Source organism: uncultured Roseicyclus sp. (assembly GCF_937892565.1).
Classification (GTDB): domain Bacteria; phylum Pseudomonadota; class Alphaproteobacteria; order Rhodobacterales; family Rhodobacteraceae; genus Roseicyclus.
Genome location: NZ_CALAHQ010000105.1, coordinates 1 through 26,222, shown reverse-complemented (window position 1 = coordinate 26,222; position 26,222 = coordinate 1). Strand labels below are relative to the sequence as shown.

28 protein-coding genes, 1 tRNA gene and 1 pseudogene are annotated in these 26,222 nt (G+C 65.6%); 18 read left to right on the top strand and 12 right to left on the bottom strand.

What is annotated here, in order from left to right:
* Positions 1–76: transfer RNA gene (locus Q0094_RS14435), tRNA-Ile, on the bottom strand.
* A gap of 117 nt (positions 77–193) precedes the next feature.
* On the opposite strand from Q0094_RS14435, the gene Q0094_RS14430 reads away from it, so the two are divergent.
* From Q0094_RS14430 to purN, 3 genes are all read left to right on the top strand, one after another.
* The gene (locus Q0094_RS14430) at positions 194–583 is read left to right on the top strand and encodes a hypothetical protein (RefSeq protein WP_297621156.1); all 390 of its coding nucleotides are present in this window, start codon (positions 194–196) and stop codon (positions 581–583) included.
* Positions 584–649: 66 nt separating this feature from the next.
* On the top strand, positions 650–1,696 hold the full coding sequence (gene purM / locus Q0094_RS14425) for a phosphoribosylformylglycinamidine cyclo-ligase (RefSeq protein ID WP_297621154.1): 1,047 nt from the start codon (positions 650–652) through the stop codon (positions 1,694–1,696).
* The gene (gene purN, locus Q0094_RS14420) at positions 1,693–2,283 is read left to right on the top strand and encodes a phosphoribosylglycinamide formyltransferase (protein ID WP_297621151.1); all 591 of its coding nucleotides are present in this window, start codon (positions 1,693–1,695) and stop codon (positions 2,281–2,283) included. Before purM ends, purN begins: the two co-directional genes overlap by 4 nt.
* A 109-nt stretch (positions 2,284–2,392) precedes the next feature.
* Here the strand turns inward: purN and tkt are convergent, their stop codons facing one another.
* Complete coding sequence (tkt, locus tag Q0094_RS14415; RefSeq protein WP_297621148.1) at positions 2,393–4,408, bottom strand: transketolase; 2,016 nt, start codon at positions 4,406–4,408, stop codon at positions 2,393–2,395.
* Between the two features lie 303 nt (positions 4,409–4,711).
* Between tkt and Q0094_RS14410 the strand changes: the two genes are divergently transcribed.
* Positions 4,712–5,224: a hypothetical protein gene (locus Q0094_RS14410; protein WP_297621146.1), complete on the top strand. Its 513-nt coding sequence runs from the start codon at positions 4,712–4,714 to the stop codon at positions 5,222–5,224.
* On the top strand, positions 5,217–5,630 hold the full coding sequence (locus Q0094_RS14405) for a cell division protein ZapA (RefSeq protein ID WP_297621143.1): 414 nt from the start codon (positions 5,217–5,219) through the stop codon (positions 5,628–5,630). The genes Q0094_RS14410 and Q0094_RS14405 overlap by 8 nt, the downstream gene beginning before the upstream one ends.
* Before the next feature lie 24 nt (positions 5,631–5,654).
* Here Q0094_RS14405 and Q0094_RS14400 read toward each other — a convergent pair whose 3' ends face one another.
* Positions 5,655–6,317 carry an SDR family oxidoreductase gene (locus Q0094_RS14400; RefSeq protein ID WP_297621140.1) on the bottom strand — a complete coding sequence of 221 codons (663 nt, stop codon included), beginning with the start codon at positions 6,315–6,317 and terminating at the stop codon, positions 5,655–5,657.
* 141 nt (positions 6,318–6,458) lie between these two features.
* Here Q0094_RS14400 and Q0094_RS14395 point away from each other — a divergent pair, with 141 nt between their 5' ends.
* On the top strand, positions 6,459–7,061 hold the full coding sequence (locus Q0094_RS14395) for a biotin transporter BioY (RefSeq protein ID WP_297621137.1): 603 nt from the start codon (positions 6,459–6,461) through the stop codon (positions 7,059–7,061).
* A gap of 119 nt (positions 7,062–7,180) precedes the next feature.
* Here the strand turns inward: Q0094_RS14395 and purF are convergent, their stop codons facing one another.
* Positions 7,181–8,653, bottom strand: a complete 1,473-nt coding sequence (gene purF / locus Q0094_RS14390) for an amidophosphoribosyltransferase (RefSeq protein ID WP_297621134.1) — start codon at positions 8,651–8,653, stop codon at positions 7,181–7,183.
* Between the two features lie 160 nt (positions 8,654–8,813).
* Between purF and Q0094_RS14385 the strand changes: the two genes are divergently transcribed.
* Positions 8,814–9,269 carry a hypothetical protein gene (locus Q0094_RS14385; protein WP_297621131.1) on the top strand — a complete coding sequence of 152 codons (456 nt, stop codon included), beginning with the start codon at positions 8,814–8,816 and terminating at the stop codon, positions 9,267–9,269.
* 6 nt (positions 9,270–9,275) lie between these two features.
* Here Q0094_RS14385 and Q0094_RS14380 read toward each other — a convergent pair whose 3' ends face one another.
* The 8 genes from Q0094_RS14380 to pyrC form a co-directional block, all read right to left on the bottom strand.
* Positions 9,276–9,833, bottom strand: coding sequence for a CvpA family protein (locus Q0094_RS14380; protein WP_297621128.1), 558 nt, complete (start codon positions 9,831–9,833; stop codon positions 9,276–9,278).
* 32 nt (positions 9,834–9,865) lie between these two features.
* Complete coding sequence (gene radA, locus Q0094_RS14375; protein ID WP_297621125.1) at positions 9,866–11,233, bottom strand: DNA repair protein RadA; 1,368 nt, start codon at positions 11,231–11,233, stop codon at positions 9,866–9,868.
* Positions 11,234–11,280: 47 nt separating this feature from the next.
* Positions 11,281–12,027, bottom strand: a complete 747-nt coding sequence (locus Q0094_RS14370) for an ATP-binding cassette domain-containing protein (RefSeq protein WP_297621122.1) — start codon at positions 12,025–12,027, stop codon at positions 11,281–11,283.
* Positions 12,024–12,809, bottom strand: coding sequence for an ABC transporter permease (locus tag Q0094_RS14365; protein ID WP_297621119.1), 786 nt, complete (start codon positions 12,807–12,809; stop codon positions 12,024–12,026). The genes Q0094_RS14370 and Q0094_RS14365 overlap by 4 nt, the downstream gene beginning before the upstream one ends.
* Entirely contained in the window at positions 12,806–13,843 is a 1,038-nt protein-coding gene (gene alr / locus Q0094_RS14360) for an alanine racemase (RefSeq protein WP_297621116.1), read from the bottom strand. Before alr ends, Q0094_RS14365 begins: the two co-directional genes overlap by 4 nt.
* Positions 13,844–13,973: 130 nt before the next feature.
* Positions 13,974–15,473 carry a replicative DNA helicase gene (locus Q0094_RS14355; RefSeq protein WP_297621113.1) on the bottom strand — a complete coding sequence of 500 codons (1,500 nt, stop codon included), beginning with the start codon at positions 15,471–15,473 and terminating at the stop codon, positions 13,974–13,976.
* A gap of 231 nt (positions 15,474–15,704) precedes the next feature.
* Positions 15,705–16,385 carry an orotate phosphoribosyltransferase gene (locus tag Q0094_RS14350; RefSeq protein WP_297621110.1) on the bottom strand — a complete coding sequence of 227 codons (681 nt, stop codon included), beginning with the start codon at positions 16,383–16,385 and terminating at the stop codon, positions 15,705–15,707.
* 42 nt (positions 16,386–16,427) lie between these two features.
* A complete protein-coding gene (gene pyrC, locus Q0094_RS14345) occupies positions 16,428–17,471 on the bottom strand; it encodes a dihydroorotase (RefSeq protein WP_297621107.1) in 1,044 nt (347 codons plus the stop codon).
* 190 nt (positions 17,472–17,661) lie between these two features.
* On the opposite strand from pyrC, the gene Q0094_RS14340 reads away from it, so the two are divergent.
* The 11 genes and pseudogenes from Q0094_RS14340 to Q0094_RS14290 form a co-directional block, all read left to right on the top strand.
* Complete coding sequence (locus Q0094_RS14340; RefSeq protein ID WP_297621104.1) at positions 17,662–18,480, top strand: urease accessory protein UreD; 819 nt, start codon at positions 17,662–17,664, stop codon at positions 18,478–18,480.
* Positions 18,481–18,495: 15 nt separating this feature from the next.
* Positions 18,496–18,798: an urease subunit gamma gene (locus Q0094_RS14335; RefSeq protein ID WP_297621101.1), complete on the top strand. Its 303-nt coding sequence runs from the start codon at positions 18,496–18,498 to the stop codon at positions 18,796–18,798.
* Between the two features lie 12 nt (positions 18,799–18,810).
* Complete coding sequence (locus Q0094_RS14330; RefSeq protein ID WP_297621098.1) at positions 18,811–19,116, top strand: urease subunit beta; 306 nt, start codon at positions 18,811–18,813, stop codon at positions 19,114–19,116.
* A 39-nt stretch (positions 19,117–19,155) separates the two neighbouring features.
* Positions 19,156–19,677 (top strand): hypothetical protein, encoded by a 522-nt coding sequence (locus tag Q0094_RS14325; RefSeq protein WP_297621096.1) that lies wholly within the window; start codon positions 19,156–19,158, stop codon positions 19,675–19,677.
* A 14-nt stretch (positions 19,678–19,691) separates the two neighbouring features.
* Complete coding sequence (ureC, locus tag Q0094_RS14320; RefSeq protein WP_297621093.1) at positions 19,692–21,401, top strand: urease subunit alpha; 1,710 nt, start codon at positions 19,692–19,694, stop codon at positions 21,399–21,401.
* A gap of 114 nt (positions 21,402–21,515) precedes the next feature.
* On the top strand, positions 21,516–21,986 hold the full coding sequence (locus Q0094_RS14315; RefSeq protein ID WP_297621090.1) for an urease accessory protein UreE: 471 nt from the start codon (positions 21,516–21,518) through the stop codon (positions 21,984–21,986).
* A 5-nt stretch (positions 21,987–21,991) separates the two neighbouring features.
* On the top strand, positions 21,992–22,630 hold the full coding sequence (locus tag Q0094_RS14310; RefSeq protein ID WP_297621087.1) for an urease accessory UreF family protein: 639 nt from the start codon (positions 21,992–21,994) through the stop codon (positions 22,628–22,630).
* Between the two features lie 137 nt (positions 22,631–22,767).
* Positions 22,768–23,379 carry an urease accessory protein UreG gene (gene ureG / locus Q0094_RS14305; protein ID WP_297621084.1) on the top strand — a complete coding sequence of 204 codons (612 nt, stop codon included), beginning with the start codon at positions 22,768–22,770 and terminating at the stop codon, positions 23,377–23,379.
* 110 nt (positions 23,380–23,489) lie between these two features.
* The gene (locus Q0094_RS14300) at positions 23,490–24,401 is read left to right on the top strand and encodes a MoxR family ATPase (protein WP_297621081.1); all 912 of its coding nucleotides are present in this window, start codon (positions 23,490–23,492) and stop codon (positions 24,399–24,401) included.
* A 41-nt stretch (positions 24,402–24,442) separates the two neighbouring features.
* Entirely contained in the window at positions 24,443–25,693 is a 1,251-nt protein-coding gene (locus tag Q0094_RS14295; RefSeq protein ID WP_297621079.1) for a VWA domain-containing protein, read from the top strand.
* A gap of 92 nt (positions 25,694–25,785) precedes the next feature.
* A pseudogene (locus tag Q0094_RS14290) lies at positions 25,786–26,222 on the top strand (hypothetical protein); the annotation flags it as partial.

The following is a 26,222-nucleotide window of genomic DNA, read 5'->3' as shown; positions in this document are numbered from 1 at the left end:
TGGTAGGCCCGGAGGGACTTGAACCCCCAACCAAAGCGTTATGAGCGCTCTGCTCTAACCATTGAGCTACAGGCCCGCCAGATGCACGGCTTAGCAGACAGCGCCCCCTCGTCAAGCGCCAGCCGCTTGCGGCGCGGGTGCGCTTGGCCTATGGCGGGACTACCGCGTGCCGGAGGCTTGACCCATGCCCAAGATGCCCATGCTTGCCCTGCGCTATCTGGTTTGGCTTGTGGCTTTGCGTGTGGTCTTTGGGCTGTTGGTTCAGGTCGCGGGTTTGCCCAACGCCATGGCAACGGCGGTCATTCTGGCCGCCGCCCCGCTGGCCGACATCGGCTATCAGGCGGCACGCAAGGCGACGTCTGTCTTGCGCCTTGCGGAGTGGGCGTTGATCTGGGGCATGTGCCTTGGGATTTTCGCCGCGATCCAGATCATCTTGCCTGCCATGTTTGTGGCGCCGATGCGGGCGGTGCTGTCCGATCCGGCGGGGCTGCAGCAGACGGCGCTGATCTTGTTGGCCACAGGCGGATTGATGGCGGTGTTCTTGTGGATCGGCGCGCGTTCTGCGCGTGGTCCGGGGCGATAGATATCAACCGCATGGACGCGCGCGCGCGCGCCTGCTAGGGGCGCATCCAGATCAAGGAGCCTTGCCATGACCCATCCGCAAAACGGCCTTACCTATGCCCAAGCCGGTGTCGATATCGACGCGGGCAATGCGCTGGTGGAGCGGATCAAGCCCGCCGCCGCCGCCACCGCGCGGCCGGGTGTCATGTCGGGCCTGGGCGGGTTTGGTGCGCTGTTCGACCTCAAGGCCGCGGGCTATGACGACCCGATCCTTGTGGCCGCGACCGATGGGGTCGGCACCAAGCTCAAGATCGCGATCGATACCGGGATCTATGACACGATCGGCATCGATCTGGTGGCGATGTGTGTCAATGATCTGATCTGCCAGGGGGCCGAGCCTCTGTTTTTCCTGGATTATTTCGCAACCGGCAAGCTTGAGGTCGAAGCGGCCGCGCGCATCATCGCGGGCATTGCCCAAGCCTGCCGTCTGTCAGGTTGCGCGCTGGTCGGCGGCGAGACGGCGGAAATGCCGGGCCTCTATGCGCCGGGTGACTTCGATCTGGCGGGGTTCGCCGTGGGTGCGATGAACCGTGGTGCGGCGTTGCCTGCGGGGGTGGTGGCGGGCGATGTGCTTTTGGGGCTGGCCTCGGATGGGGTGCATTCCAACGGCTATTCGCTGGTGCGCCGGATCGTGGACCGCTCGGGCCTCGCATGGGACGCGCCCGCGCCCTTTGGGGGCGGCAATCTTGGCGCGGCCCTGCTGGCGCCCACGCGGCTCTATGTGAAACCCGCGCTGGCCGCGATCCGGGGCGGTGGTGTGCATGGGCTGGCCCATATCACCGGTGGTGGGCTGACCGAAAACCTGCCGCGCGTTTTGCCCGAGGGGTTGGGCGCCGGGATCGATCTGGGTGCCTGGTCGCTGCCGCCTGTCTTTCGCTGGCTGGCCGCCGAGGGCGGTCTGGCCGAGGCTGAAATGCTCAAGACCTTCAACGCGGGGATCGGATTGGTTCTGGTCGTTTCTGCTGCGCGGGCCGAGGCGCTGGCGGATGACTTGCGCGCGATGGGGGAAACGGTCTTTCGTCTTGGGCAGGTGATGCCCGGTGCGGGGGTCAGCTATAGCGGCACGCTTGCGTGAGCAAACGTGTCGCCATCCTGATTTCGGGCGGCGGCTCCAACATGGTGCGGCTGGTTGAAAGCATGGTGGGTGATCATCCCGCGCGCCCCTGTCTGGTGCTGGCCAATGATCCGGGGGCAGGGGGCTTGGCCAAGGCCTCGGCGCTTGGCGTGCCCACGGCGGTGGTCGATCATCGCCTCTTTGGTCCCGACCGCGCGGGCTTTGAGGCGGAATTGACCCGTGTGCTGGTGGCGCATGGCGCCGACATCCTCTGTCTTGCGGGTTTCATGCGGGTGCTGACCGAAGGCTTCGTGACCCGCTGGCAGGGGCGGATGCTCAATATCCATCCCTCGCTCTTGCCCAAGTATCGCGGGCTGCACACCCATGCCCGTGCCATCGCGGCGGGCGAGGCGGAGGCCGGATGCACCGTGCATGAGGTCACGGCCGAACTGGATGGCGGCCCAGTTCTGGGGCAGGCACGGGTGCCGGTCTTGCCCGGCGACACGCCCGAAACGCTGGCAGCGCGGGTTTTGGACCAGGAATATCGGCTCTATCCCATGATCCTGCGCCGCTTTGCCCATGGGCAGCGGGGGCGCGCAGACCTCTGAGCGGGGGGACGCCTTTTCGAAAAGGCGTCCGCACGGCCTGTGGGCCGTGCGCATGCGGTTTGCAAACCGCATGCACGCCCTTTGCAAAGGGCGTGCCCCCGGCCCCCGGTCACAGAAGCGATCTGACCTTTTCGGCAACGGCCTCGGGGGTGATGCCGAAATGGCGATAGAGGTCCTCGGCTGGCGCTGACGCACCAAATCCATGCATGCCCACAAAGCCCGATTTCTCGCGCCGCCCACGTTCCCCGAACAGCCAGCGGTCCCAGCCAAAGCGGATGCCTGCCTCGACCGCGACGCGCACGGGGCCCGCAGGCAAGACGCGCTTGCGATAGGCCGTGTCGGTGTCTTCGAAAATCTCCCAGCAGGGCATCGAAACCACGCGGGTGCCGATCCCTTCGGCCTCAAGCAGATCGCGCGCGGCCATGGCGATGGCCACCTCGGACCCTGTGGCCAGCAAGATTGCCTGGCGCTTGGCCAGCGCATCGGCCAGCACATAGCCGCCCTGGGCGACCATGTTCCGGGCGGTATGGGTGGTGCGCAGCGTCGGCAGGTTCTGGCGGCTCAGCGCCAGCACCGTGGGGGTCGCGGTCTGGCTGAGCGCCACTTCCCAGGCTTCGGCTGTTTCCACCGCATCGGCGGGGCGGATGACCAGCGTGTTGGGTGTGGCACGCAGCATCGCCAGATGCTCGACGGGCTGATGGGTCGGTCCATCCTCGCCCAGACCGATGCTGTCATGGGTCATCACATAGGTCACCGGCAGACCCATCAGCGCCGACAGCCGCATCGCGGGCCGCGCATAATCGGTGAACACCATGAAGGTGCCGCCATAGGGCCGCACGCCCCCATGCAGCGCCATGCCGTTCATCGCCGCCGCCATCCCATGCTCGCGGATGCCGTAATGGATATGGCGGCCCTTGCGGTCTTCGGGGCCGAAGGTGCCGATATTGCGCGTGTTGGTGTTGTTCGACCCGGTCAGATCGGCCGATCCGCCCAGATGTTCGCCCAATATCGGGTTGATCACCTCGAGCGCCAGCTGGCTGGCGGTGCGGCTGGCGATCTTTGGGGCGTTTTCGACATGGCTCTTTTTCAGCGCGCGGATGGCGGCCGCCAGCTTTTTGGGCATCTCGCGGGCAAAGGCGCGGGTGAAATCGGCCTGCCTTGCCTCGGACAGGGTGGCAAACCGCGCCTCCCACGCCTTGCGGGCCGTCTGACCACGGGCGCCCACGGCTTCCCACCAGGCTTTCAGATCGGCGGGGATGTCGAAGGGACCATGCGACCAGCCATAGGCCGCCTTGGCGGCCTTGAGTTGGGCGGCATCGGTCAGCGCGCCATGGCCCTTGGCCGTATCCTGGGCGGCATGGCCCAGCGCGATATGGGTCTTGCAGGCGATCATCGCCGGGCGGGGGCTTGCCTTGGCCGCCGTGATCGCGGCGTCGATGGCCACAGGGTCATGGCCGTCGCATGCGAACACATCCCAGCCAGAGGCCGCAAAGCGCGCCATCTGATCGGTGCGATCCGCGATCGACACCTTGCCGTCGATGGTGATGCCATTGTCATCCCACAAGACGATCAGGCGCGACAGGTGCTGGCGGCCTGCCAGCGCGATCGCCTCCTGGCTGACACCTTCCATCAGACAGCCATCGCCGGCGATGCACCAGGTGTAATGGTCGATGACCTTGCTGCCCCATTTCGCGCGCAGGAATTCCTCGGCCATGGCAAACCCCACGGCATTGGCGATGCCCTGACCCAAGGGGCCGGTCGTGGTTTCGATGCCCTTGGCATGGCCATATTCCGGGTGGCCCGCCGTGATTGCGCCCAGCTGGCGGAAATTCTTGACCTGCTCCAGCGTCATGTCGGGCGACCCGGTAAGATACAGGAGCGCATAGAGCAGCATCGACCCATGCCCGGCCGACAGGATGAAGCGGTCGCGATTGGCCCAATCGGGGGCGGATGCGTCAAAGCTCAGATGCTTGTCAAACAGCACGGTGGCCACATCCGCCATGCCCATCGGCATCCCCGAATGACCCGAATTGGCGGCGGCCACGGCATCGAGCGTGAGCGTGCGGATGCAGGTGGCGCGGCGCCAATGGTCGGGATGGCGTGCGGCAAGGGCGGTCAGGTCCATGGTGGTGTCCTTCGAATGGCCTCTCAAGGGTGCCTTTGGCCCGCTGGGCCGCCGGGCGGTTGCGCCCGCTTCTACCAGAGGCACGAGGTGGCGCAACCAAGAAGGCAAGCCAACCAAGGCAGGCCCACACTGGCAGGCCCACATGACGGGCCAAACGCCCCTTTGCCGCCCACAACATGCAGCGCGGCGCGGAAAACCTTGCAAATCCGACAGAATTGCGGTTCGCTGCGCCAAGGGATAGCAGTCGCTTTCGGACCGGGCGCGGCCCCGGTTTTTCAGGGAACGAACGGGGCACCGGCAGAAATGGGCGATACCGCCGAATTCGAGAAACTTCACACCCTCGAGGCGCGCCTTGCGGCCGCGCTTGACCGCATCGCCATGGGATTGGGCGAGGCGCCGGCCAGCGCCCCGCTTGACGATCCGGGCTTTACCTCGGCCGCCCTTGAGGATGCGCTGATCCGCGCCCACAGCGCCGAGGCGCGGGTGGCCGCCCTTGAGGCGCGTTTGTCTCAGCCCGCGCCCGATCCGGCCCCCAGCCGCGACAGCGTGGCACTGCTTGCGCGCATCGATGATCTGGAGATGCGGCTTGGGTCACTGCGCGCCGAAATCAGGGATTTGCAATCGCTCAATGACCGGTTGATCGAGACCAACGCGGCCTTGCGCGCCGAGCCTGCGGGCCACCCGGAGGCCCTGAACATGTCCTTGCGGGTGGAATTGGACGCGCTGCGCGGATTGCGCGCCTCGGAGGCGGCGGAACTGGACCGGATCCTGGCCGATCTTGATCGTGCCGCAGCAGGGGAGAGCACAGATGCCTGAGGTCACGGTTCTGATCGGTGGCCGGGAATTCGGCGTGGCCTGCCAGCCCGGCGAAGAGCCCTTTTTGCAATCCGCCGCCAAGATGCTCGACACCGAGGCGACCGTCATCCTTGGTCAGATCGGGCGCATGCCTGCGGACCGGATGCTGTTGATGGCGGGCTTGATGCTGGCGGACAAGACCGCCAGTCTGGAGGATGATCTGAGGGCGCTTCAGGCCAGATATGCGGCACAGGAGAAAGCGCTTGCCGCGTCTGAGGAACGGCTGGCCGATCGCGCGCGCCGCATCGCCGATTTGCAGGAGGCCAGCCCGCGCACCGAACTGCCCGACCGCTTCACCGACGGTCTGGCCGAGCTTGCCGCCCGCGCCGAAGCGCTGGCCGATGAACTGGATGCGCGGCGCCGCTGACGTCCGCTGCGTGCTGGCGCGGACCTAACCGAGCAAGACGGGCAAAAGCCGTGCGGCCTCATCGCGGGGATGGGTCAGCCTTGCGCGGTCTTCGCCGGGGTAAAAGCGCGCGCGCACGGCCGTGGGCATCGGGCTTGGCTGCACCAGATGCACCTTGAGCGGAAACTTTGCCGTCTCGGCCTGCCAGCACTGGATCAGGGCGCGCTGGGCGGATTTGCACATGCCATAGGGGCCGGCAAATTTCAGGTCCCATTGATCATCAAAGAACAAGGCCTGTGGCCGGGGCGCGGGCGCGATCAGCGGATCGACAAAGGCCAGCAGCCGGGCGAATGCGCGGATGTTGACGGCGATCAGCTTGTCGAGATCCTTGGCCGCCAGATGCGGCGCAGGTGTCAACGCGGTGACATGCACGGCGCTATGCACCCAGATATCGGCGCGCCCCCAGCGGTCATGGATGGACCGGCACAGATGCGCCATCGCAGCCTCATCGGTGATGTCCATCGGGGCAAGCGTTGCCTGACCCCCGGCGGTCTTGATCCGGTCATCCAGTTCTTCGAGCGCACCCACGGTGCGGGCGACCGCCACCACATGCGCGCCGCGCGCCGCCAGCCATTCGGCGCTGGCCGCACCGATCCCGCGCGAGGCGCCGGTGACCAGCGCGATCTGTCCATCAAAAGGCTTTTCCATGCGCCGCCAGTTGCCCCTTTCGGCGCCCAAACGCAAGAGGCTGTGGCACGCGCTGTGGCGGCGCGGCACGCTTGACTTGCGCGGCCCGCGCGGGGATATGGAAAGCAAAGGGGTACATCCCGCATTTGCAAGGAGCCGACCATGGGCCGCGACACGCTTTTGACTGTGACATTGGGTGATCAAACCCTGCTGCGCCGGGCGCTGCTGGTGGTTGCGGGGTCGCTGTTCATCGCGCTGGCCGCTCAGATCGCGGTGCCGATGTGGCCGGTTCCCGTCACGCTTCAGACGCTGGCGATCTTGCTGGTGGGTTTTGCCTATGGCAGCCGTCTGGGTGCCGTGACCGTGCTGGCCTATCTGGCGCAGGGCTTTGTGGGCCTGCCGGTGTTCACGCCCTCGACGCTGCCGGGTCTGGCGGCGCTGATCGGGCCGACGGGCGGGTTCCTGATCGGGTTTGTCGGGCTGGCATGGCTGGCGGGGTTTGCTGCTGAACGCGGATTGGCGCGCGGTGTCTTGGGCACGGCGCTGGCGGCGATTGCCGCTTCAGCGTTGCTTTATGTGCCGGGTGTGCTCTGGCCGATGGCGGTGGCGTCGGCTGCGGGTGTGGATGCGGGCTGGGCCGGTCAGGGCTTGGGCTTTTACGCGGCGCATTTCGTGGCGCCGTTCCTGATCGGCGATGTGATCAAGGCCGTCATCGCGGCGCTGGTTGTCAGCGGCGCCTGGGCCGCGCTGCGCCGCAAAGCCTGAGCCTTAGCCTGATCGGCATGCCATGACAAAGGCCGCCTATGGGGCGGCCTTTTTGCTTTTCCAGGGCTTTGCGGCTGCGCGGTCGATGCAGGGCGCCATCGGGCGCAAGTGTCTTTCCCTCAGGCGGCGGGTTCGGTCAGCCGAAAGCCCCGGTTCATCTGATCGGTCGGTTTCACCGGGTAATCCCCCGAGAAACAGGCATCGCAATAGGCGGGCTGTTTCGGATCACGCCCCCCGGCCACACCCACGGCGCGATAAAGCCCATCGAGCGAGATGAACCTGAGCGACGACACCCCCAGATGGTGGCGCATCTCATCCTCGGACATGGTGGCGGCCAAAAGCTTTTCGCGCTCGGGCGTGTCCACCCCGTAAAAACAGGGCCATGCGGTGGGCGGGCTGGCGATGCGGAAATGCACCTCGGCCGCCCCAGCATCAAGGATCATTTCCTTGATCTTGCGGCTGGTCGTGCCCCGCACCACGCTGTCATCGACCAAGATCACCCGCTTGCCGCGAATGAGCGCGCGGTTGACGTTCAGCTTGAGCCGCACGCCCATGTTGCGGATCTGTTCGGTGGGTTCGATAAAGGTGCGGCCCATATACTGGTTGCGGATGATCCCCATCGCATAGGGGATGCCCGATTGCAGACTGTAGCCGATGGCAGCCGGCGTGCCGCTGTCGGGCACGGGGCACACCAGATCGGCATCGACCGGGGCCTCCTTGGCCAGTTCGCGGCCGATCGCCTCGCGGGTTTCATAGACGGATCGCGTGCCGATGATGCTGTCGGGGCGCGAGAAATAGACATGTTCGAAAATGCAAAAGCGCGACCGCTTCGGCTCGAAGGGCTTGAAGCTTTCGACCACATCGCCCGAGATCACGACCATTTCGCCCGGCTCGACCTCGCGCAGGAAATCCGCGCCCACGATGTCGAGCGCGCAGGTCTCAGATGACAGGGCATAACCATCGCCCAGCCGCCCCAGAACCAGCGGGCGCACGCCCAAGGGGTCGCGCACGCCGATCAGCTTGGTGCGCGTCATGGCCACGACCGAAAACGCGCCCTCGACACGGCGCAGCGCATCCTTCATCCGCTCGGGGATGGTCTTTTGCAACGACCGCGCCATCAGATGGATGATACATTCGCTGTCGGAAGAGGATTGAAAGATCGATCCCCGCTCGATCAGCTCGCGGCGCAGCTCATCGGCGTTGACGATATTGCCATTATGCGCGATCGCCGCCCCGCCCATCGCAAACTCGCCAAAAAAGGGCTGCACGTCGCGGATTTGGGTGGCGCCCTTGGACCCGGCGGTGGAATAGCGCACATGGCCGATGCCAATGGCCCCGGGCAGGGTTTCCATCACGCTGGCCGAGGTGAAATTGTCGCGCACCAGCCCGAAGCGGCGCGCCGAGGAAAAGCCGTGTTCGGGGTCATGGGTGACGATCCCACCCGCTTCCTGACCACGATGCTGCAGCGCATGCAGGCCCAGGGCGATGAAACTGGCGGCATCGACCACGCCGATCACGCCGAACACACCGCATTCCTCACGCAGCTTGTCGTCATCCAAAGGCTCGAAAGGGTGGCGCGGGAGGGCATCCATCGCTGGCGAATCTCCGATGTGACATCGACATGCCTGACATAGGCCAGCCAATGGCCAGTGTCACGAAACGATCACATCTTTCGCCAGATGCGACGCGGTGGACCTGTGCGCAAGATCCGCCTAGGCTGGCGGTGACGGACAGAAAGCGAAAGGCGACCCGATGCGCATGTTCATCTTTCTGGGGGGCGTCTTGATGGCGGCAAGCTGGGGTCTGACATGGATCGAGCCGCCCTTTGCCGGGGCCGATCTGTCGCCCATGGCGCTGGCGCGCGATGGCCGTCTGTCGCTGGGCATGGCCAGCCCGTGGCAATCATGGGTCTTTCTGGGTGGGTTTGCCGCTGCGGCCGTGGCGGCGCTGTTGGCGTTGGGGGGCTGGCGGGCGCGGGTTTTGGCGCTGATGGCCGGGCTGTCGCCGCTTGTGCTTTTGGGCGATGCGCTGATCCGGGGCGCACAGATCGCGCAACAGACGGGCCTGCCCGCCCCGGTCGATTTCGCCGATCCCGCAGGCAGCTGGGCGCTGATGGAAAATTTCCTGCGACCGGGCTTTTGGGTCTATCTGGGGGGCTGTGCGATCTTGCTGATTGCCGGGGTGGCGCGATCGGTCAAACGGCGCTGACCGGCCTTATGGCGCGATGCATGTCGCGGTCAGCTGTTCATAGCGCGACAAGATCCAGCCTGGCGCATCTGTGGGGATCTGCGCCTCGACGCGTGCCTGCATCTGGGCGAACACCTGTGCCGAGCGGCTGTCGGCCACGATTGCAACCGGTTCGGATCCGACCACGCGGTCATAGGCGATGAAGGCCACCACAATCAGCAATGCCCCGCGCGCCACGCCGAACAAGAAACCCAATCCCGCATCCACCCCGCCGATGGCCGACCGTTGCACGGCGGTTGCAAACATCGGTGTGAACAACGACACGACCACCAAAGCCACCGCAAAGACGCCCGCGAAACTGGCCATGATCCCCAATTCACAGCTTTCGCCGATGAAATCGCCCAAATAGGGCACTTCGCGGATCAGCGGCAGTGCATTGGGCGCAAAGATAAAGGCCACAACCGCCGCCAAAATCCAGCCACCGATCGACAGCGCCTCGCGCACAAGCCCGCGCGAATAGGCAAGGATCGCCGATACGACGATCACACCGGCCACGATGCCATCAATGAGGGTGAAACCTTCCATAATCTGCCCTTACCCCGTAACGGGCGGCGATCCTATCGCGCCCCAAAAACCTCGCCCACGAACCGGGGCAGATCGGCCATTTCTTGTACCTTTACCCCGCTTGCCGATCCGAATTTGCATCCGCTGGGCGCGATGGCGCTGGAAAAACCAAGTTTCGCGGCCTCTTTCAACCTGTTTTCGGCTTGCGACACCGGGCGCAGCGCGCCCGAGAGCGACAATTCCCCGAAAATCACCCCGTCGCGCGGCAAGGCCGTGTCTTCACGCGCCGACAAAAGTGCGGCCGCCACCGCCAGATCGGCCGCGGGTTCCGAAATGCGCAAGCCCCCCGCAATGTTGAGATAGACATCAAGCCCCGCAAAGGAAATGCCCGCCCGCGCCTCCAGCACCGCCAGAATCATCGCCAGCCGCCCGCCATCCCAGCCCACCACCGCGCGGCGTGGCTGGCTGAGGGGGGAGGGCGCCACAAGCGCCTGAATTTCCACCAGGACGGGGCGTGTCCCTTCCATCCCGGCAAAGACCACGGCACCCGGCGCGGGCGCGTCACGGTCAGACAGAAACAGCGCCGACGGATTGGCCACTTCGGCCAGACCCGCACCCGTCATCTCGAACACGCCGATCTCGTCGGCGGGGCCAAAGCGGTTCTTGACCGAACGCAGGATGCGGAATTGGTGACCCCTTTCGCCTTCGAAATACAGCACCGTGTCGACCATGTGTTCGACCACGCGGGGGCCCGCGATCTGGCCTTCCTTGGTGACATGGCCCACCAGCATCACCGACACGCCGCGCCGCTTGGCAAAGCTGGTCAGCTCATGGGCGCTGGCGCGGACCTGACTGACCGACCCCGGCGCCGCCTCGACCGTGTCAAGCCACATGGTCTGGATCGAATCGATGATCGCCAGATCGGGGGCTTCGGCCTCGAGCGTCGTCAGGATGTCGCGCAGGTTGGTTTCGGCGGCCAGTTGCACCGCGCTGTCGGCCAGACCCAGCCGCTGGGCGCGCATGCGCACCTGTGCGGTGGCTTCCTCGCCCGAGACATAGATGACCCTGGCGCCGGCACGCGCAAAGCTGGCCGCGGCCTGAAGCAAAAGCGTGGATTTGCCGATGCCCGGATCACCCCCCACCAGCGTGGCCGACGCCGGCACAAGCCCGCCGCCCAGGACACGGTCCAATTCCCCCATGCCCGAGGTGCGGCGCGGTGGCGGGGTTTCTTGCGTGCGCAGGTCGGTCAGGCCGATGCGCCGCCCCTTGGCCGCGCCAAGTGCGGTCTTGCCCGGACCGGCCGACAAGGGTGCTTCTTCGGCGATGCAATTCCATTCGCCACAGGCCTCGCAACGGCCCGACCATTTCTTGTGAACGGCCCCGCAGGCGGAACAGATGAACTGGGTGACGGGTTTGGCCATGGCGCTGGCTTAGCCGAGTGATGACCGGCGCGCCAGAGCGCCCGCCATCAGCGCACCGCCTCGATCGGGCCCTTGGCCGATCCGGTCACGAATTGCCGCAGATAGGGATCATCGGTGGTGTCGATCTCGGCCACGGGCCCGTGCCAGCGGATCTTGCCGTCGTGCAGCATGGCGACCTTGTCGGCGATGGCGCGCACGGAACTCATGTCATGGGTGATGGTGACGGCGGTGGCGCCCATTTCGGTCACGATCTCGCGGATCAGGTCGTTGATCACGCCCGCCATGATCGGATCGAGCCCGGTGGTGGGTTCGTCGAAAAAGATGATCTCGGGTTCGGCCGCGATGGCCCGCGCCAGCCCCACGCGTTTTTGCATGCCGCCCGACAGCTCCGAGGGGAAAAGATCGGCCACATCGGGCTTGAGCCCCACGCGGCGCAGCTTTTCGATGGCAATCTCGCGGGCTTGGGCCTTGGGGCGTTTTTGGGTGCCGCGCATCAGGCGAAAGGCGACATTCTGCCAGACCGACAGCGAATCAAACAATGCGCCACCCTGAAACAGCATGCCAAAGCGCGCCAGAAACGCGTCGCGGTCGCCCGCCTGCACATCTTGCCCATCGACGGTGATCGTGCCGCTGTCGGGTGTCACCAGCCCCAGCACGCATTTGAGGCAAATGGACTTGCCCGTGCCCGACCCGCCGATGATCACACAGCTTTCACCCGTGCCCACCCTGAGCGTCAGGCCCTGCAAGACCTGCTTGGACCCAAAGGCCTTATGGACATCATCAAGCAAGATCATGCGGTGAAAAAAAGCTCCGTCAGCAGATAGTTGGTGGCAAGGATCAGGATCGAGGCCGACACCACGGCATTGGTCGTGGCCCGCCCCACGCCTTGCGCGCCGCGCCCCGAATTCATTCCATGGTAGCACCCCATCAGCGCCACGATAAAGCCAAAGGCCGCGCCCTTGATCAGCCCCGAGCTGACATCCCAGACCTCCAGAAAATCGACCGTGTTGCGCAGATAGGCCGCTTCGTTGAAGCCAAGCCGCGTGGTCGACACGAGGTATCCGCCGAAAATCCCGATGGCATCGCCCACCGCCACCAGAACCGGCAAGCTGATCGTGGCCGCCAGAAGGCGCGGCACGGTCAGGTATTTGAGCGGATGGGTGGACAAGGTGACCAGCGCGTCGATCTGTTCGGTCACCTTCATGGTGCCGATTTCAGCGGCGATGGCGGCGGCCACACGGCCCGCCACCATCAGCCCGCCCAGAACCGGCCCCAATTCGCGCACGATGCCGATGGCCACGATCTGGGGCACCACGGCTTCGGCGTTGAAGCGAGAGCCGCCAGCGTAAATCTGGAGCGCCAGCGCGCCGCCCGTGAACAGCGCCGTCAGGCCCACCACCGGCAAGGACAGCCAGCCGATCTGCAACAGCTGCCAGAAAAACTCGCGCGGGTAAAAGGGCGGGCGCAGGATATGGCTGACCGCGCGCCCGGCATAGATCGTGACCTGACCCATGGCCGCCAGCATCGCCAGGGTGGACCGGCCGATCGCGGCAAGGGGGGCCAGAAGAACCGTCATGAGCCCAGATATCGGCGCCCATAGCGCCGCCCCAGCGAGGTCAGGATTTCATAGCCGATCGTGCCCGCCACACTGGCCAGATCATCGACGCCTTGATGGGCGCACAGGATATCCAGATGATCGGGCACCTCGGTCAGATCGGTCACATCGACCGTCAAGAGATCCATCGACACGCGACCCGCCAGGGGACAGGCGACGGCACCGGCGAAAAGCTGCGCCTTGCCGCTCATGTATCGGATAAGGCCGTCAGCGTAACCTGCCGAAACCGTGGCGATTCTTGTCGGTCGCCTTGCGGTGAAGCTGGCGGCGTAGCCCACCGTTTCCCCCGGTGCCACATCGCGCAATTGCACCACCGGCAGCGATAGCGCGACCACGGGCTGTGCCGCGCCAAAGGGGGCGCCGCCGTAAAGCCCCACACCGGGGCGCGTCAGATCGAAATGGTACTCGGGGCCAAGCAAGATCCCCCCCGTCGCCGACAGGCTGCGCGGCGCGCTGACGCCTTGGGTCATCTGGACAAAGGCGCGCAGTTGGGCGGCGTTCAGCGGATGGTCCGGCTCATCGGCACAGGCCAGATGCGACATCACCAGGCTCAGCGGCCCGGCTTCCAGTTCGGCGCGCGTCGCGGCCCATTCGGGCGCTTCCATCCCCAGGCGGTTCATGCCGCTGTCAAGCTGAACCCCATAGGGATGGTCGGGCAGCGCCGCGCGGTGGCGTGCCGCCTGCGCGGGGCTGTTGAGCATGGGTGTCAGCGCATGATCGCCGATCAGCGCGCTGTCGCCCGCCATGTGGCCGGAAAAGATGTTGATCTCGGGGCCCGGGCCCAAGGCCTTGCGCAAGGTGGCGCCTTCCTCGGCGGTGGCCACGAAAAACTGGCGTGCCCCGTCGCGCGCCAGACGTGTGGCCACCTCGGCCGCGCCGCAGCCATAGGCATTGGCCTTGACCACCGCGCCGGTCTGGCCGCGCGACAGGCCGGCCAGCGCGCGCCAGTTGGCCGCGATGGCGTTCAGATCGATGGTGAGGATACCTGTGCCCATGGCCTTGTGTCGGGTTTCGCGGCGTCGCGGTCAAGAGGGGGCACTGCCGCCCGGCCCATCACCGCCCCCCCGGCGTATTTCGAAACGAAGATGCCGATGGCGCATTGACCTTGATGACGGGTCAGGTGCGTCAATAGCCCGGTTCGGCGGCCTGTTGCCAGGGTTTGACGAGATTGCCGAAGCGGGTAAACCGACCCTCGAAGCTCAGTTCCACGGTGCCGACCGGGCCATGGCGCTGCTTGCCGATGATCAGCTCGGCCTTGCCATGGAGCATGTCCATGTCTTGCTGCCATTTGGCCATGGCTTCGAGGTTTTCCTCGCCCGGTTTTTCGCGTTCTTTGTAGTATTCGCCGCGATAGACGAACATCACCACATCGGCATCTTGTTCGATCGAGCCCGATTCCCGCAGGTCCGACAGTTGCGGGCGCTTGTCCTCGCGGCTTTCGACCTGACGCGACAGCTGCGACAGCGCGATCACGGGAATATTGAGTTCCTTGGCGATGGCCTTGAGGCCTTGGGTGATTTCCGAGATTTCGTTGACCCGGTTTTCCGACCGCCCCGAGCCGCGCAAAAGCTGAAGATAGTCCACGATCAGCAGATCAAGCCCCATTGGCGCGCGCTTGAGGCGGCGGGCGCGGGCGGCCACCTGACCGATGGGCAAGGCGGGCGTGTCATCGATATAGAGCGGGCAGCGTTCCAGATCGCGCGCGGCATGCAGATAGCGTTCAAACTCCGTTTCGGTCAGATCGCCCTTGCGGATCAGTTCCGAGGGGATTTCGGCGGCTTCCGACAGCACGCGTTGGGCCAGTTGGGCGGCCGACATCTCAAGGCTGAAAAAGCCCACCACGCCGCCATCGACGGTGCCTTCGCTGCCATCGTCGCGGCGGCCACGTTTCCATGCCTTGGCCACATTGAAGGCGATGTTGGTGGCCAGCGACGTCTTGCCCATCGAAGGCCGCCCCGCCAGGATCAACAGGTCGGATTTGTGCAGACCGCCCAGCATCCGGTCGATGTCGGTCAGCCCTGTCGACACACCGGCCAGTTTGCCACCCCGGTTGTAGGCGGCATTGGCGGTGTTGACGGCATCGTAAAGCGCCGACAGGAAGGATTGAAAGCCGCGATTGCTGGTGCCCGAGGACGCAAGCGTGAACAACTCGGTTTCCGCCTCCACGATCTGGTCGTCTGGGGCGATGTCGTCGCGCATGCTGCGCGCGCGATCCGACACGCGTTGGCCCAGCGCGATCAATTCACGCCGCACCGCCAGATCATGGATCAGCTGCGCGTAATCGCGTGCAGCCGAGGTGGCGATGGCCGACAATTGCAGCCTGAGCAGGTATTCGCCGCCGCCCAGATCCTTGAGGCCGGGGATGTCGGCCACGAAATTCTTCAGCGTGGTGGCATCGGTGGCCAGCCCCTTGGCGATGCGGGCTTGGGCTGTGGCAAAGATCACCCGATGGACGGGGTCGTGGAAATGATCCGGCTTGACCAGATCATCGACCCGGTCCAGCACGTCGTTGGACGACAAGATCGCACCCAGAAGCTGTTGTTCTGCCTCGATATTATGGGGAAGGGTATGCGTCTCCGGGAGGCTTGCGGTCGCCCCCGCGGGCAGCGGCACATGCTCGTTCATTTCCATCCCCTGTCTCGGTCCCTTGCGCCAGCGCCCTGCAAAGGTCGGTTGAGTGGGTATAGCGCCCGGGTGGGGTCGGGCGTCAATCCGGGAAAACTGTGAGTAAGTTGTGAGTGGTTCATGCCACAAGATATGGGAGGCCGGCACAAGGGCGGACCCCCTATCTTGGGGTGGGGTCCGCGCATTGTGACCGATTGGCCACGGATCAGGCGCGATGGCGCGTGGCGCGGATCACCCAAGACCGCGGGCTGCGCGCCAGCTTTCGGGATCTGCAAGGAATCGTTCCACCTCGGCCAGGGTCGCGGGATCGAAATCGCCGCCGCGCCGGGCCTCGGCGATCACATCGGCCCATGTGGTCAGGTAGTGAAGTGTCAGCCCGTGTTCGGCCAGACGGTCTTCGGTGCCGGCCATCACGCCGTAGAAAAACACCACCGCCGTGTGGGCACAGTGCGCCCCGGCCGCCCGGATCGCATCGACGAATTTCAGCTTGGATCCGCCATCGGTGGTCAGATCCTCGACCAGAAGCACCCGGTCGCCTTCGCGCATGTCGCCTTCGATCTGGGCGGTGCGGCCATAGCCCTTGGGCTGTTTGCGCACATAGGACATGGGCAGGCCCATGCGTTCCGCCACAAGGGCGGCAAAGGGAATTCCGGCCGTCTCGCCGCCGGCGATGTTGTCAAAGGCCTCGAGCCCGGCGGCTTCCATCACGGTGCAACACAAGAAATCCATCAGCGTGGCGCGCACGCGCGGGTAGGAGATGATCTTGCGGCAATCGATATAGGTCGGCGCCTGTTTGCCGCTGGCATGGGTATAGAGCTGGGTCGTGTTGAAATGCACCGCCCCGATATCAAGCAGCATGCGCGCGGACAGGCGGGCCATCGTGGCGCGATCAGGGTAGGCGGTGGGGATCATGGCAGCGGTCCGGTTTGTGCGTATTTATGGAAAGATGAAGGCTCAGGCGATCACATGCCAGTAAAGCGGGTGGCCGGGATCAAACAGCGTCACGGGGCCCGCGCCGGTGATGATCCGGGCGGGGTAGGGCACGGGGGTGTCGCGCTTTTCCAGCGTGATGGTTTGGTCAGCGACCGGCAGGCCATAGCGGGCCGGGCCGAAAAGCGAGGTGAAGCCCTCGAGCCGGTCAAGCGCGCCTTCCGCCTCGAAGACATGGGCAAGGCACGACAGCGTGTTCGTGGCCGAAAACACCCCCGCGCAGCCACAGGCCGATTGCTTGGCGTCGTCGGTGTGCGGCGCGCTGTCGGTGCCAAGGAAAAAGCGCGGATTGCCCGAGATCGCCGCCTTTCTGAGCGCCTGCTGATGGGTCGATCGCTTGGCCACGGGCAGGCAGTAGTAATGCGGCCGGATGCCGCCCACGAGAATGTGGTTGCGGTTGATCATCAGGTGATGGGTGGTGATCGTGCCCGCGATATCGCCCGAGGCCCCCGCGACATAATCGATGCCCTGGCTGGTGGTGATATGTTCCAGCGTCACCCGCAGCGCGGGGATGGCGCGGCGCAGCGGATCAAGGACGGTGTCCAGAAACACCTGTTCGCGGTCAAAGATATCGACCTCGGGCGTTGTCACCTCACCATGGATGCACAGCGGCAGGCCGATTTCGGCCATCTTTTCCAGCACGGGTTGCACGCGGGTGATGTCGCGCACGCCCGATTGCGAATTGGTGGTGGCTCCTGCGGGGTAAAGCTTGACGGCCGTCACCACGCCTTCGGCATGGGCGCGCGCCAGATCGTGGGGATCGGTCGCCTCGGTCAGATAAAGCGTCATCAGCGGCGTGAAATCCATGCCCGATGGCAGGCACGCCATGATGCGGTCGCGATAGGCGCGGGCGTCATCCCCGGTGACCACGGGCGGCACAAGGTTCGGCATCACGATGGCGCGGCCGAAGTGGCGGGCGGTTTCCGGCAAGACGCCCTCCAGCATCGCGCCATCGCGCAGATGCAGGTGCCAGTCATCGGGGCGGCGAAGGGTGATGCGTGCTGTCATGGCCCTATCCGGTACAAGGTTCGGGGGCGCCCTGCAAAGGGCAAAATCAGCCCGGCCTTGCGCAAGTGCTTTGCAGACGTGATCAGGAATTGTGCAACATGCCTCATTCTTGGGCATTTGCGGGTGCCGTCTGGGGAACGGGGCGCGCTTGTGTTGCACCCCCAACGGGCCGCCGCCTAGCACTGGCACGATGTTGGACGCATTCTCATCCTTGGGCGCGATGCAGCGCGTGGATGGCCGCGCCGGGGCCGTGATTGGTTCGGGCGGGCGGTTGTCGCGGCTTTGGCAGCGCGGATCGGCCAAGGCGATGCTGCCGCGGATGCACGGGCGCGCGGCAGAGGTGGTGTTCCTGAACACCGCGGGCGGGCTGACCGGGGGCGACCGGTTGGACTATCGTCTGGACCTTGCGGCCGGCGCGGTTGCCGTCGGAACCACCCAGACCGCCGAACGCGCCTATCTGAGCCGGGCGGGTGCGGCGCGTGTCCGTGTCGAGCTCAACCTTGGGGCGGGCGCGCGGCTGCACTGGTTGCCGCAGGAGATGATCTTGTTCGAAGGGGCGGCCATCGATCGCGGCTTGCGGGTCGACATGGCCGCCGATGCAGAGTTGGTGATGTTGGAAACGCTGGTTCTGGGGCGCGCGGCCATGGGTGAGCGGCTGACGCGCATCGCGCTGACCGACCGCCGCGAGGTGATCCGGGGCGGGCGGCCCGCCATGCTCGAGGCGATCTTGCTGGATGATGCCGATCTGGTCCGGCCCGGTGTCGCGGGGCTGAACGGGGCGGTGGCGGTCGCGACGTTGGCACTGTTTGCGCCTGATGCGACCGACCGGCTGGCGCGGTTGCGCGCGGTCTTGCCAGATGATGGCGCGGTGCGGGCGGCGGCCTCGGCCTGGGACGGCAAGCTGGTCGCGCGGTTCATGGCCCCGCAGGCATGGCCGTTGCGCCAAGCGGTGGCGCGTGCCATCGAAACGCTCACCGGGGGCGCGCTGCCGCGTGTGTGGCAAAGATGATCAAGCGAGGATGAGATGAACCTGAGCCCGAGGGAAAAAGACAAGTTGATGATCAGCCTTGCGGCCATGGTGGCGCGCGGGCGGCTGGCGCGGGGTGTCAAGCTCAACCACCCCGAAGCCATCGCGCTGATCACCGATTTCGTCATGGAAGGCGCGCGCGACGGGCGCTCTGTCGCCGATCTGATGGAGGCAGGCGCCCATGTCATCACCCATGACCAATGCATGGCGGGCATCCCCGAGATGATCCCCGATGTTCAGGTCGAGGCGACATTCCCGGATGGCACAAAGCTTGTGACCGTCCATCATCCGATCCGCTGACAGGGGGCGCACATGATACCGGGCGAAATCATCACCGCCGAGGGCGAGATCGAATTGAACGCGGGCCGCACCGCCATCACGCTGATGGTCGCCAATACCGGCGACAGGCCGGTGCAGGTGGGCAGCCATTATCATTTCGCCGAAACCAATGCCGCGCTCGATTTCGACCGGGCGCAGGCGCGCGGGTATCGCCTTGATATTGCGGCAGGCACCGCCGTGCGGTTCGAGCCGGGCCAGACGCGTGCCGTGCAACTGGTTCCCTATGGCGGCGCGCGCGCCGTCTGGGGGTTCAACAAGGCCGTGATGGGCACGCTGTGATGGCGCCCCTGTTCGATCTGATGGCGAAGGAATGATCCCATGCCCACCCGCATCCCCCGCACCACCTATGCCGACATGTACGGCCCCACGATAGCTGATTGGTCTCGGGACAATACGCCGGGCATGAGAAACGGTCGTGCGGTAGGCAGGCGCGGAGTAAAGGCGAAGCCGCCGCGCCATCGACGGGCCGCCCCCCGGCACGTCGATTTGGCAGGGCTGGGCGCGCCGTTCGATCTGCGCGCGGATGTGGCTGGCATAAAGCGCTGGCTCCCGACCGTCGGATCGACGCACCGCAGCCCGTCGATGGCGCTCGGGGCGTTACCACCAGCCGCGCCATTGGCCGAGCCAAGCCATGAGGATGAAGAGTGTCGGAATCGCTTGAAGCCAGAAGGCGGTGCTCGACATGAATGCTTCCATTCTCATGAAAATCCAGGTTTCGGTGGGATTGTAGCAATCCGTCGAATTGCGTTGAAAGCACTGAAATATATTGCGTATTCGACCCCCCCTTATCCTTTCAGTGGCTTGTTCCAGAGAAATTGGGAATTTTTCACGACATCGTGAAGTGAGGATCTATCATGCCCACCCGCATCCCCCGCACCACCTATGCCGACATGTACGGCCCCACCACCGGCGACCGCGTGCGGCTGGCCGATACCGATCTGATCGTCGAGGTCGAGCGCGACCTGACCACCTATGGCGAAGAGGTGAAATTCGGTGGCGGCAAGGTGATCCGCGATGGAATGGGCCAAAGCCAGCGCAGCCGCGCCGAAGGCGCGGTTGATACCGTCATCACCAATGCGCTGATCATCGATCATTCCGGCATCTACAAGGCCGATGTGGGGCTGCGCGATGGGCGGATCCATGCCATCGGCAAGGCGGGCAACCCCGATACGCAACCGGGTGTCGACATCATCATCGGACCGGGGACCGAGGCCATCGCGGGCGAGGGGCGGATCCTGACCGCAGGCGGGTTCGACAGCCATATCCATTTCATCTGCCCCCAGCAGATCGAGGATGCGCTGCATTCGGGGCTGACCACCATGCTGGGTGGCGGCACCGGCCCCGCGCATGGCACGCTTGCCACCACCTGCACGCCGGGGCCCTGGCATCTGGGGCGGATGTTGCAGGCGGCCGATGCCTTTCCCATGAACCTGGCCTTTGCGGGCAAGGGCAATGCCTCGCGCCCCGGCGCGCTGATCGAACAGATCGAGGGCGGGGCTTGTGCGATGAAGCTGCACGAGGATTGGGGCACCACGCCCGCTGCCATCGATTGCTGCCTGTCGGTGGCCGAGGACATGGACATCCAGGTGATGATCCACACCGACACGCTGAACGAGAGCGGCTTTGTCGAAAACACGCTCGCCGCCATCGGCGATCGCTGCATCCATGCCTTTCACACCGAAGGCGCAGGCGGCGGCCACGCGCCCGACATCATGAAGGTGGTGGGGTTCCAGAACATCCTGCCCTCATCAACCAACCCCACGATGCCCTACACGGTCAACACGCTTGAAGAGCATCTCGATATGCTGATGGTCTGCCATCACCTTGACCGATCGATCCCCGAAGATGTGGCCTTTGCCGAAAGCCGCATCCGCAAGGAGACGATCGCGGCCGAGGATATCTTGCATGACATGGGGGCGTTTTCGGTCATGGCCTCGGACAGTCAGGCCATGGGCCGGGTGGGAGAGGTGATCATCCGCACCTGGCAGACCGCCCACAAGATGAAGCAACAGCGCGGCCGGCTGGCCGAGGAAACCGGTGACAACGACAATGCCCGCGTCAAGCGCTACATCGCGAAATACACGATCAACCCGGCCATCGTGCATGGTCTGTCGCGCCATATCGGGTCCGTCGAGGTGGGCAAGCGCGCCGATCTGGTGCTGTGGAACCGGGCCTTTTTCGGGGTAAAGCCGGAAATGGTCTTGATCGGCGGCACCATCGTCTGTGCGCAGATGGGCGATCCCAATGCCTCGATCCCGACGCCGCAACCGGTCTATTCGCGCCCCATGTGGGGGGCCTATGGGCGGTCGGTCGAACGCTCGGCCGTGACCTTTGTCAGCGGCGCGGCACAGGCGGCGGGGCTGGGCGCGCGGCTGGGGCTGGCCAAGGATACAGTGGCCGTCGAGGGCATCCGCGCGGTGCGCAAGCGCGACATGATCCACAACAACGCCACCCCCCATGTCGAGGTGCATCCCGAAACCTATGAGGTGCGCGCCAATGGTGAGCTTTTGACCTGTGCGCCCGCGACGGTGTTGCCGATGGCGCAGCGCTACTTCATGTACTGACCGCCAGCCGGGGCCGCACCCATCCATGTCGTCTGATCGGTCATCACCCTTCACCGCATGGTCGCGCCCGGCCTTCGTCATGTGCAACCCGTTTCTGTCTGGAAAGAAAGTGTGATGAGCAAGGTTTTCACCGCAATCCGGGTCGTTCCGGCAGGGCAGTGGCAGGGGCCGGCGGCCGACCGGCTGGTGCTGGATTACGAAGGGCGCTTTGTGCGGCGCAAGCGGCTGCAGACGGCTTCGGGCGCGCAGGTTCTGGTGGATTTGCCCGACACGCGGTCGCTTGCGGCGGGCGATGCGCTGGAAACATGGGACGGAATGCTGATCGAGATCGCGGCCGCCATCGAGCCGCTGCTGCGGGTGCGTGGCGATCTGGTGCGGCTGGCGTGGCATATCGGCAATCGCCACACCCCCTGTCAGATCGCGGGCGATCATCTGCTGATCCGGGCCGATCATGTGCTGGCCGACATGCTGACCCGCCTCGGGGCGGCGGTAGAGCCGATGATGGGCGCCTTTGCGCCCGAAGGCGGGGCCTATGGGCATGGGCGCACGCAGGGCCATTCCCATGATCACGGGCATGCGCCGTAGCGGTCATGGGCAACGCCGATCTCTTGAAGCTGTCGCAATGGCTGTCGCCGGGCTTTCCGGTGTCGGCCTATGCCTATTCCCATGGGCTCGAGGCCGAGATTGCGGCGGGGCGGGTGCGCGATGGGGCCGGGCTGGAACTTTGGGTGGCCGCCGTGCTTGCGGCGGGGGCCGGGCGGAACGATGCGATCTTGATGCTGGCCGCGCGGCAGGGGGCGGCCAGTGCCGAGGCGCTGGGCGATCTGGCCGCAGCCCTGGCCGGGTCGCGCGAACGGCTGGAGGAAACACAGGCGCAAGGCCGCGCACTGGCCGAAACGCTGGCAGCGCTGGGCGTGGGGGACGGCGTCGCGCGGCCCTATCCGGTGGTGCTGGGTCTGGCCGCGCGGGGGCTTGCCTTGCCCGATCCCGTTGTGGCCGCGCTCTATCTGCAAAGCCTTGCGGGCGCGCTGGTGTCGGCCGCCGTGCGCTTCGTGCCGCTGGGGCAGTCCGAGGGGCAACGCGTGTTGCAAAGCCTGCATCTTGTGATCGAGGACATGGCCGGGGTGGCCTGTGCCGCCGGGCTTGAGGGGATCGGCACGGCGGTTTTCGGCGCGGATCTTGCCGCGATGGAGCATGAGGGGCTGGAGGTGCGGATCTTTCGCACCTGAGCGCTGTGCCGGGTGGGACAGGGCGCTGGGGGCGCTGCCCCCGTCGCATCCTGCGACCCCCCCGGGAGTATTTCGGAAGCAAAGAGGGGCGCGGCTGGCACGCGTTCCCCAAAACGGGATCGGAAGGAGGCGACAGGATGGGCAGCGCGAACGGGCCCTTGCGGGTGGGGATCGGCGGACCGGTGGGCGCAGGCAAGACCACCCTGACCGAGAGATTGTGCCGGGCGATGTCGGCGGAATTCTCGGTCGCGGTCATCACAAACGACATTTATACCTCCGAGGATGCCGATTTCTTGCTGCGCGCGCAGGTCTTGCCGGCCGAGCGGATCATGGGGGTCGAGACGGGGGGCTGCCCGCATACCGCGATCCGCGAAGATGCCTCGATCAATCTGGCCGCCGTCGCCGCGTTTCGGGCGCGCATCCCTGATCTGGATGTGATCTTCATCGAATCGGGCGGCGACAATCTGGCGGCGACCTTTTCGCCCGAGCTGGCCGATCTGACGCTCTACGTGATCGACACCGCCGCAGGTCAGGATATTCCCCGCAAGAAGGGCCCCGGGGTGACGCGGTCGGATTTCCTGATCGTCAACAAGATCGATCTGGCGCCCCATGTGGGCGTTGATCCGGTGTTGCTGGAGGCCGACACCCGGGCCGCACGTGGGGCGCGCCCCTTTGTGATGGCCTCGCTCCGGCAGGGGCGCGGCGTGGCCGAGGTGGTGGCGTTTCTCAAGCATGCGGGCGGCCTGTAGCGGCCCTGATGGGGGCTGCCCGCTGACCCATCCCCAACGCCGGTCTTGACCCGCGCGCCACAGACAGGATTGATGCACGGGCCCGGTGCGGCGCTGACAGGGAGAACAAGATGGGCTTTGCCACGATCGACGCGGTGCAGGAGGCGCTTTCGGCCCAGGGCTATGTCTGCGGTCGTGGGTTGGCCACGGTCGTGTTTCTGTCGCTCAAGCTGGGCCGTCCGCTGTTTCTGGAGGGCGAAGCGGGCACCGGCAAGACCGAGATCGCCAAGGCCATCGCGGCAGCGCTTGGCCGTCGGTTGATCCGGTTGCAATGCTACGAGGGGCTGGATGCCGCAAGTGCTGTCTATGAATGGAACTTTACCGCGCAGATGATCGCCATTCGCACCGCCGAGGCACAGGGCGGGGCCGATCGCGACGCGCTCAAGGTGGAATTGTTTTCGCCCGATTTCCTGATCGAGCGGCCCTTGTTGCAAGCGATGCGCCCCGATCCTGCGGGCGCGCCCGTGCTGTTGATCGACGAGATCGACCGCACCGACGAGCCCTTCGAGGCGTTCTTGCTCGAGGCGCTGAGCGATTTTCAGGTGACGATCCCCGAGCTTGGCACGATCAAGGCGGATGCGCCGCCCATCGTGATCCTGACCTCGAACCGCACGCGCGAGGTGCATGATGCGCTCAAGCGGCGGTGCCTCTATCATTGGGTCGATTACCCCGATCTCGACCGCGAACTGGCGATCTTGCAGGCCCGCGTGCCCGAGGCTTCGGCCAGCCTGAGCCGCGCGGTGGTGGCCTTTGTGCAGCGGTTGCGCGCCGAGGATCTGTTCAAACGCCCCGGCGTGGCCGAAACCATCGACTGGGCCAAATGCCTTCTGGCGCTTGATGTGATCGAATTGTCGCCCGAGGTGATCGCCGACACGCTGGGCGCGATCTTGAAATATCAAGACGATATCCAGCGCCTTCAGGGGTCCGAGGCCAAGCGCATCCTTGACCAGATCGCCGCGTCGGCGCCCGCTTTGCCACGTTGAGCGGGCTTGACGCGGTCCTTGGCGGAGGGTCCAGTCCATCCATGGTCGAACACACCCCCCTTGCGCTGCCCGACAACCCGCAGCTGGTCACCAACATCACCCATTTCGCCCGCGCGCTGCGGATCGCGGGCCTGCCTGCCGGGCCGGGGCGGGTGGCCGATGCGATCCGCGCCGTCGAGGCGGCGGGGTTTTCGGCGCGGGGCGATTTCTATCACACGCTGATGGCCTGTTTCGTGTCGCGGCCCGAGCATCGGGTGGTGTTTGATCAGATGTTCCGCCTCTATTGGCGCGATCCGCGCTATCTTGAGCACATGATGTCGCTCTTGACGCCGCAATTGCGGGGCGTGGCCGAAGAGCGCATGGCGCGGCCCGCCGAAAAGCGCGCGGCCGAGGCGCTGTTGCACGGGGTCGCGCGCAATCTGCCCGATCTTCCCGAACAAGACGGCACCGAGATCGAGATCGACGCCGCCCTGACCATGAGCCGCGAGGAGCGGCTGAAGACGCTGGATTTCGAGCAGATGTCGCTGGCCGAAATGGCCGAGGCCAAGCGCATCCTGGCGCGCATGCGGCTGGCCGTCTTGCCGATCAAGAGCCGCCGGACCGAGGCGGCGGCGCAAGGCGCGCGGCCTGATTGGCGCCGCACCATCCGGGCTGGCTTGGCGCAGGGGGGCGAGATCACCAGCTTTGCCCGCAAAACGCCGCGCATCCGTTGGCCCGCTCTGGTGGCCTTGTGCGATATTTCGGGCTCGATGTCGTCCTACAGCCGGGCGGTGCTGCATTTCCTGCACGCAGTTGCCAATGAAAAGGGCGCGGGCTGGGCGCGGGTGCATGGCTTCACCTTTGGCACGCGGCTGACCAACATCACCCGCCATCTGGCGCAGCGCGATGTGGATGCCGCGCTTGCCGCCGCCGGGGCCGAGGCACAGGATTGGGAAGGGGGCACGCGCATCGGTGCCTGTCTCGAGATCTTTAACCGCGACTGGGCGCGCCGGGTTCTTGGGCAGGGCGCGGTGGTGCTGCTGATCACCGACGGGCTCGACCGCGATGAACCTGACCGTCTGGCGCGCGCGATGGAACGGCTGCACCTGTCGGCCCGGCGCGTGGTCTGGATCAACCCGCTCTTGCGCTGGGAGGGGTTTGCCCCAAAGGCGGCCGGTATCCGTGCCATGCTGCCCCATGTCGACAGCTTTCGCGCCGGTCACAACATCGCGGCCCTCGAAGGTTTGGCGGCGGCCCTGTCGCGCACCGATGATGCGGGCGAAAAAGCCCGGCTTATGGCGATGTTGCGCTGAAAACTCACAACCCGAAGACGTGATTTGCCGCGCGGTGTGCCGATGCGCTAGCCGTGCACGCGGGGCCCGATCTTTGCCAAGCTGAGGTATCCATGCGCCCTTTTCTCCGTTGCTCTACCGCCGTCATGGCCTGTTTGTCGCTGGTCTTGGGCCAGCTGCCTGTCATGGCCATCGCTCAAGCCACCGCCGCGCCCCAATGCCGCGATGGTGAGACTGCGCAAGCCTGTCTTGACCGGCTGACCGAGGACAGCCTTGCTGCTGCCTTGGCCGCACGCCTGGCCGCAGATGAGGCCGCACGTCTGGCAGCCGAGGCTGCAGCAGCCCAAGACGCGTCTCGTCTGGCTGCCGAGGCTGGCGCAGGCGATGAGGCGACGCGCCTGTCCGCCGTGGCAGCCGTGGCGGCCGAAGCGGCCGGTGTGGCCGAAGCCGAGGCGGCGCGTCTGTTGGCCGACGCAGCCGCGGCCCAAGAGATCGCCCGCGTGACGGCCGAAGCTGTCGTTGCCGCAGAGGCCGCAGCCGCCGAAGACGC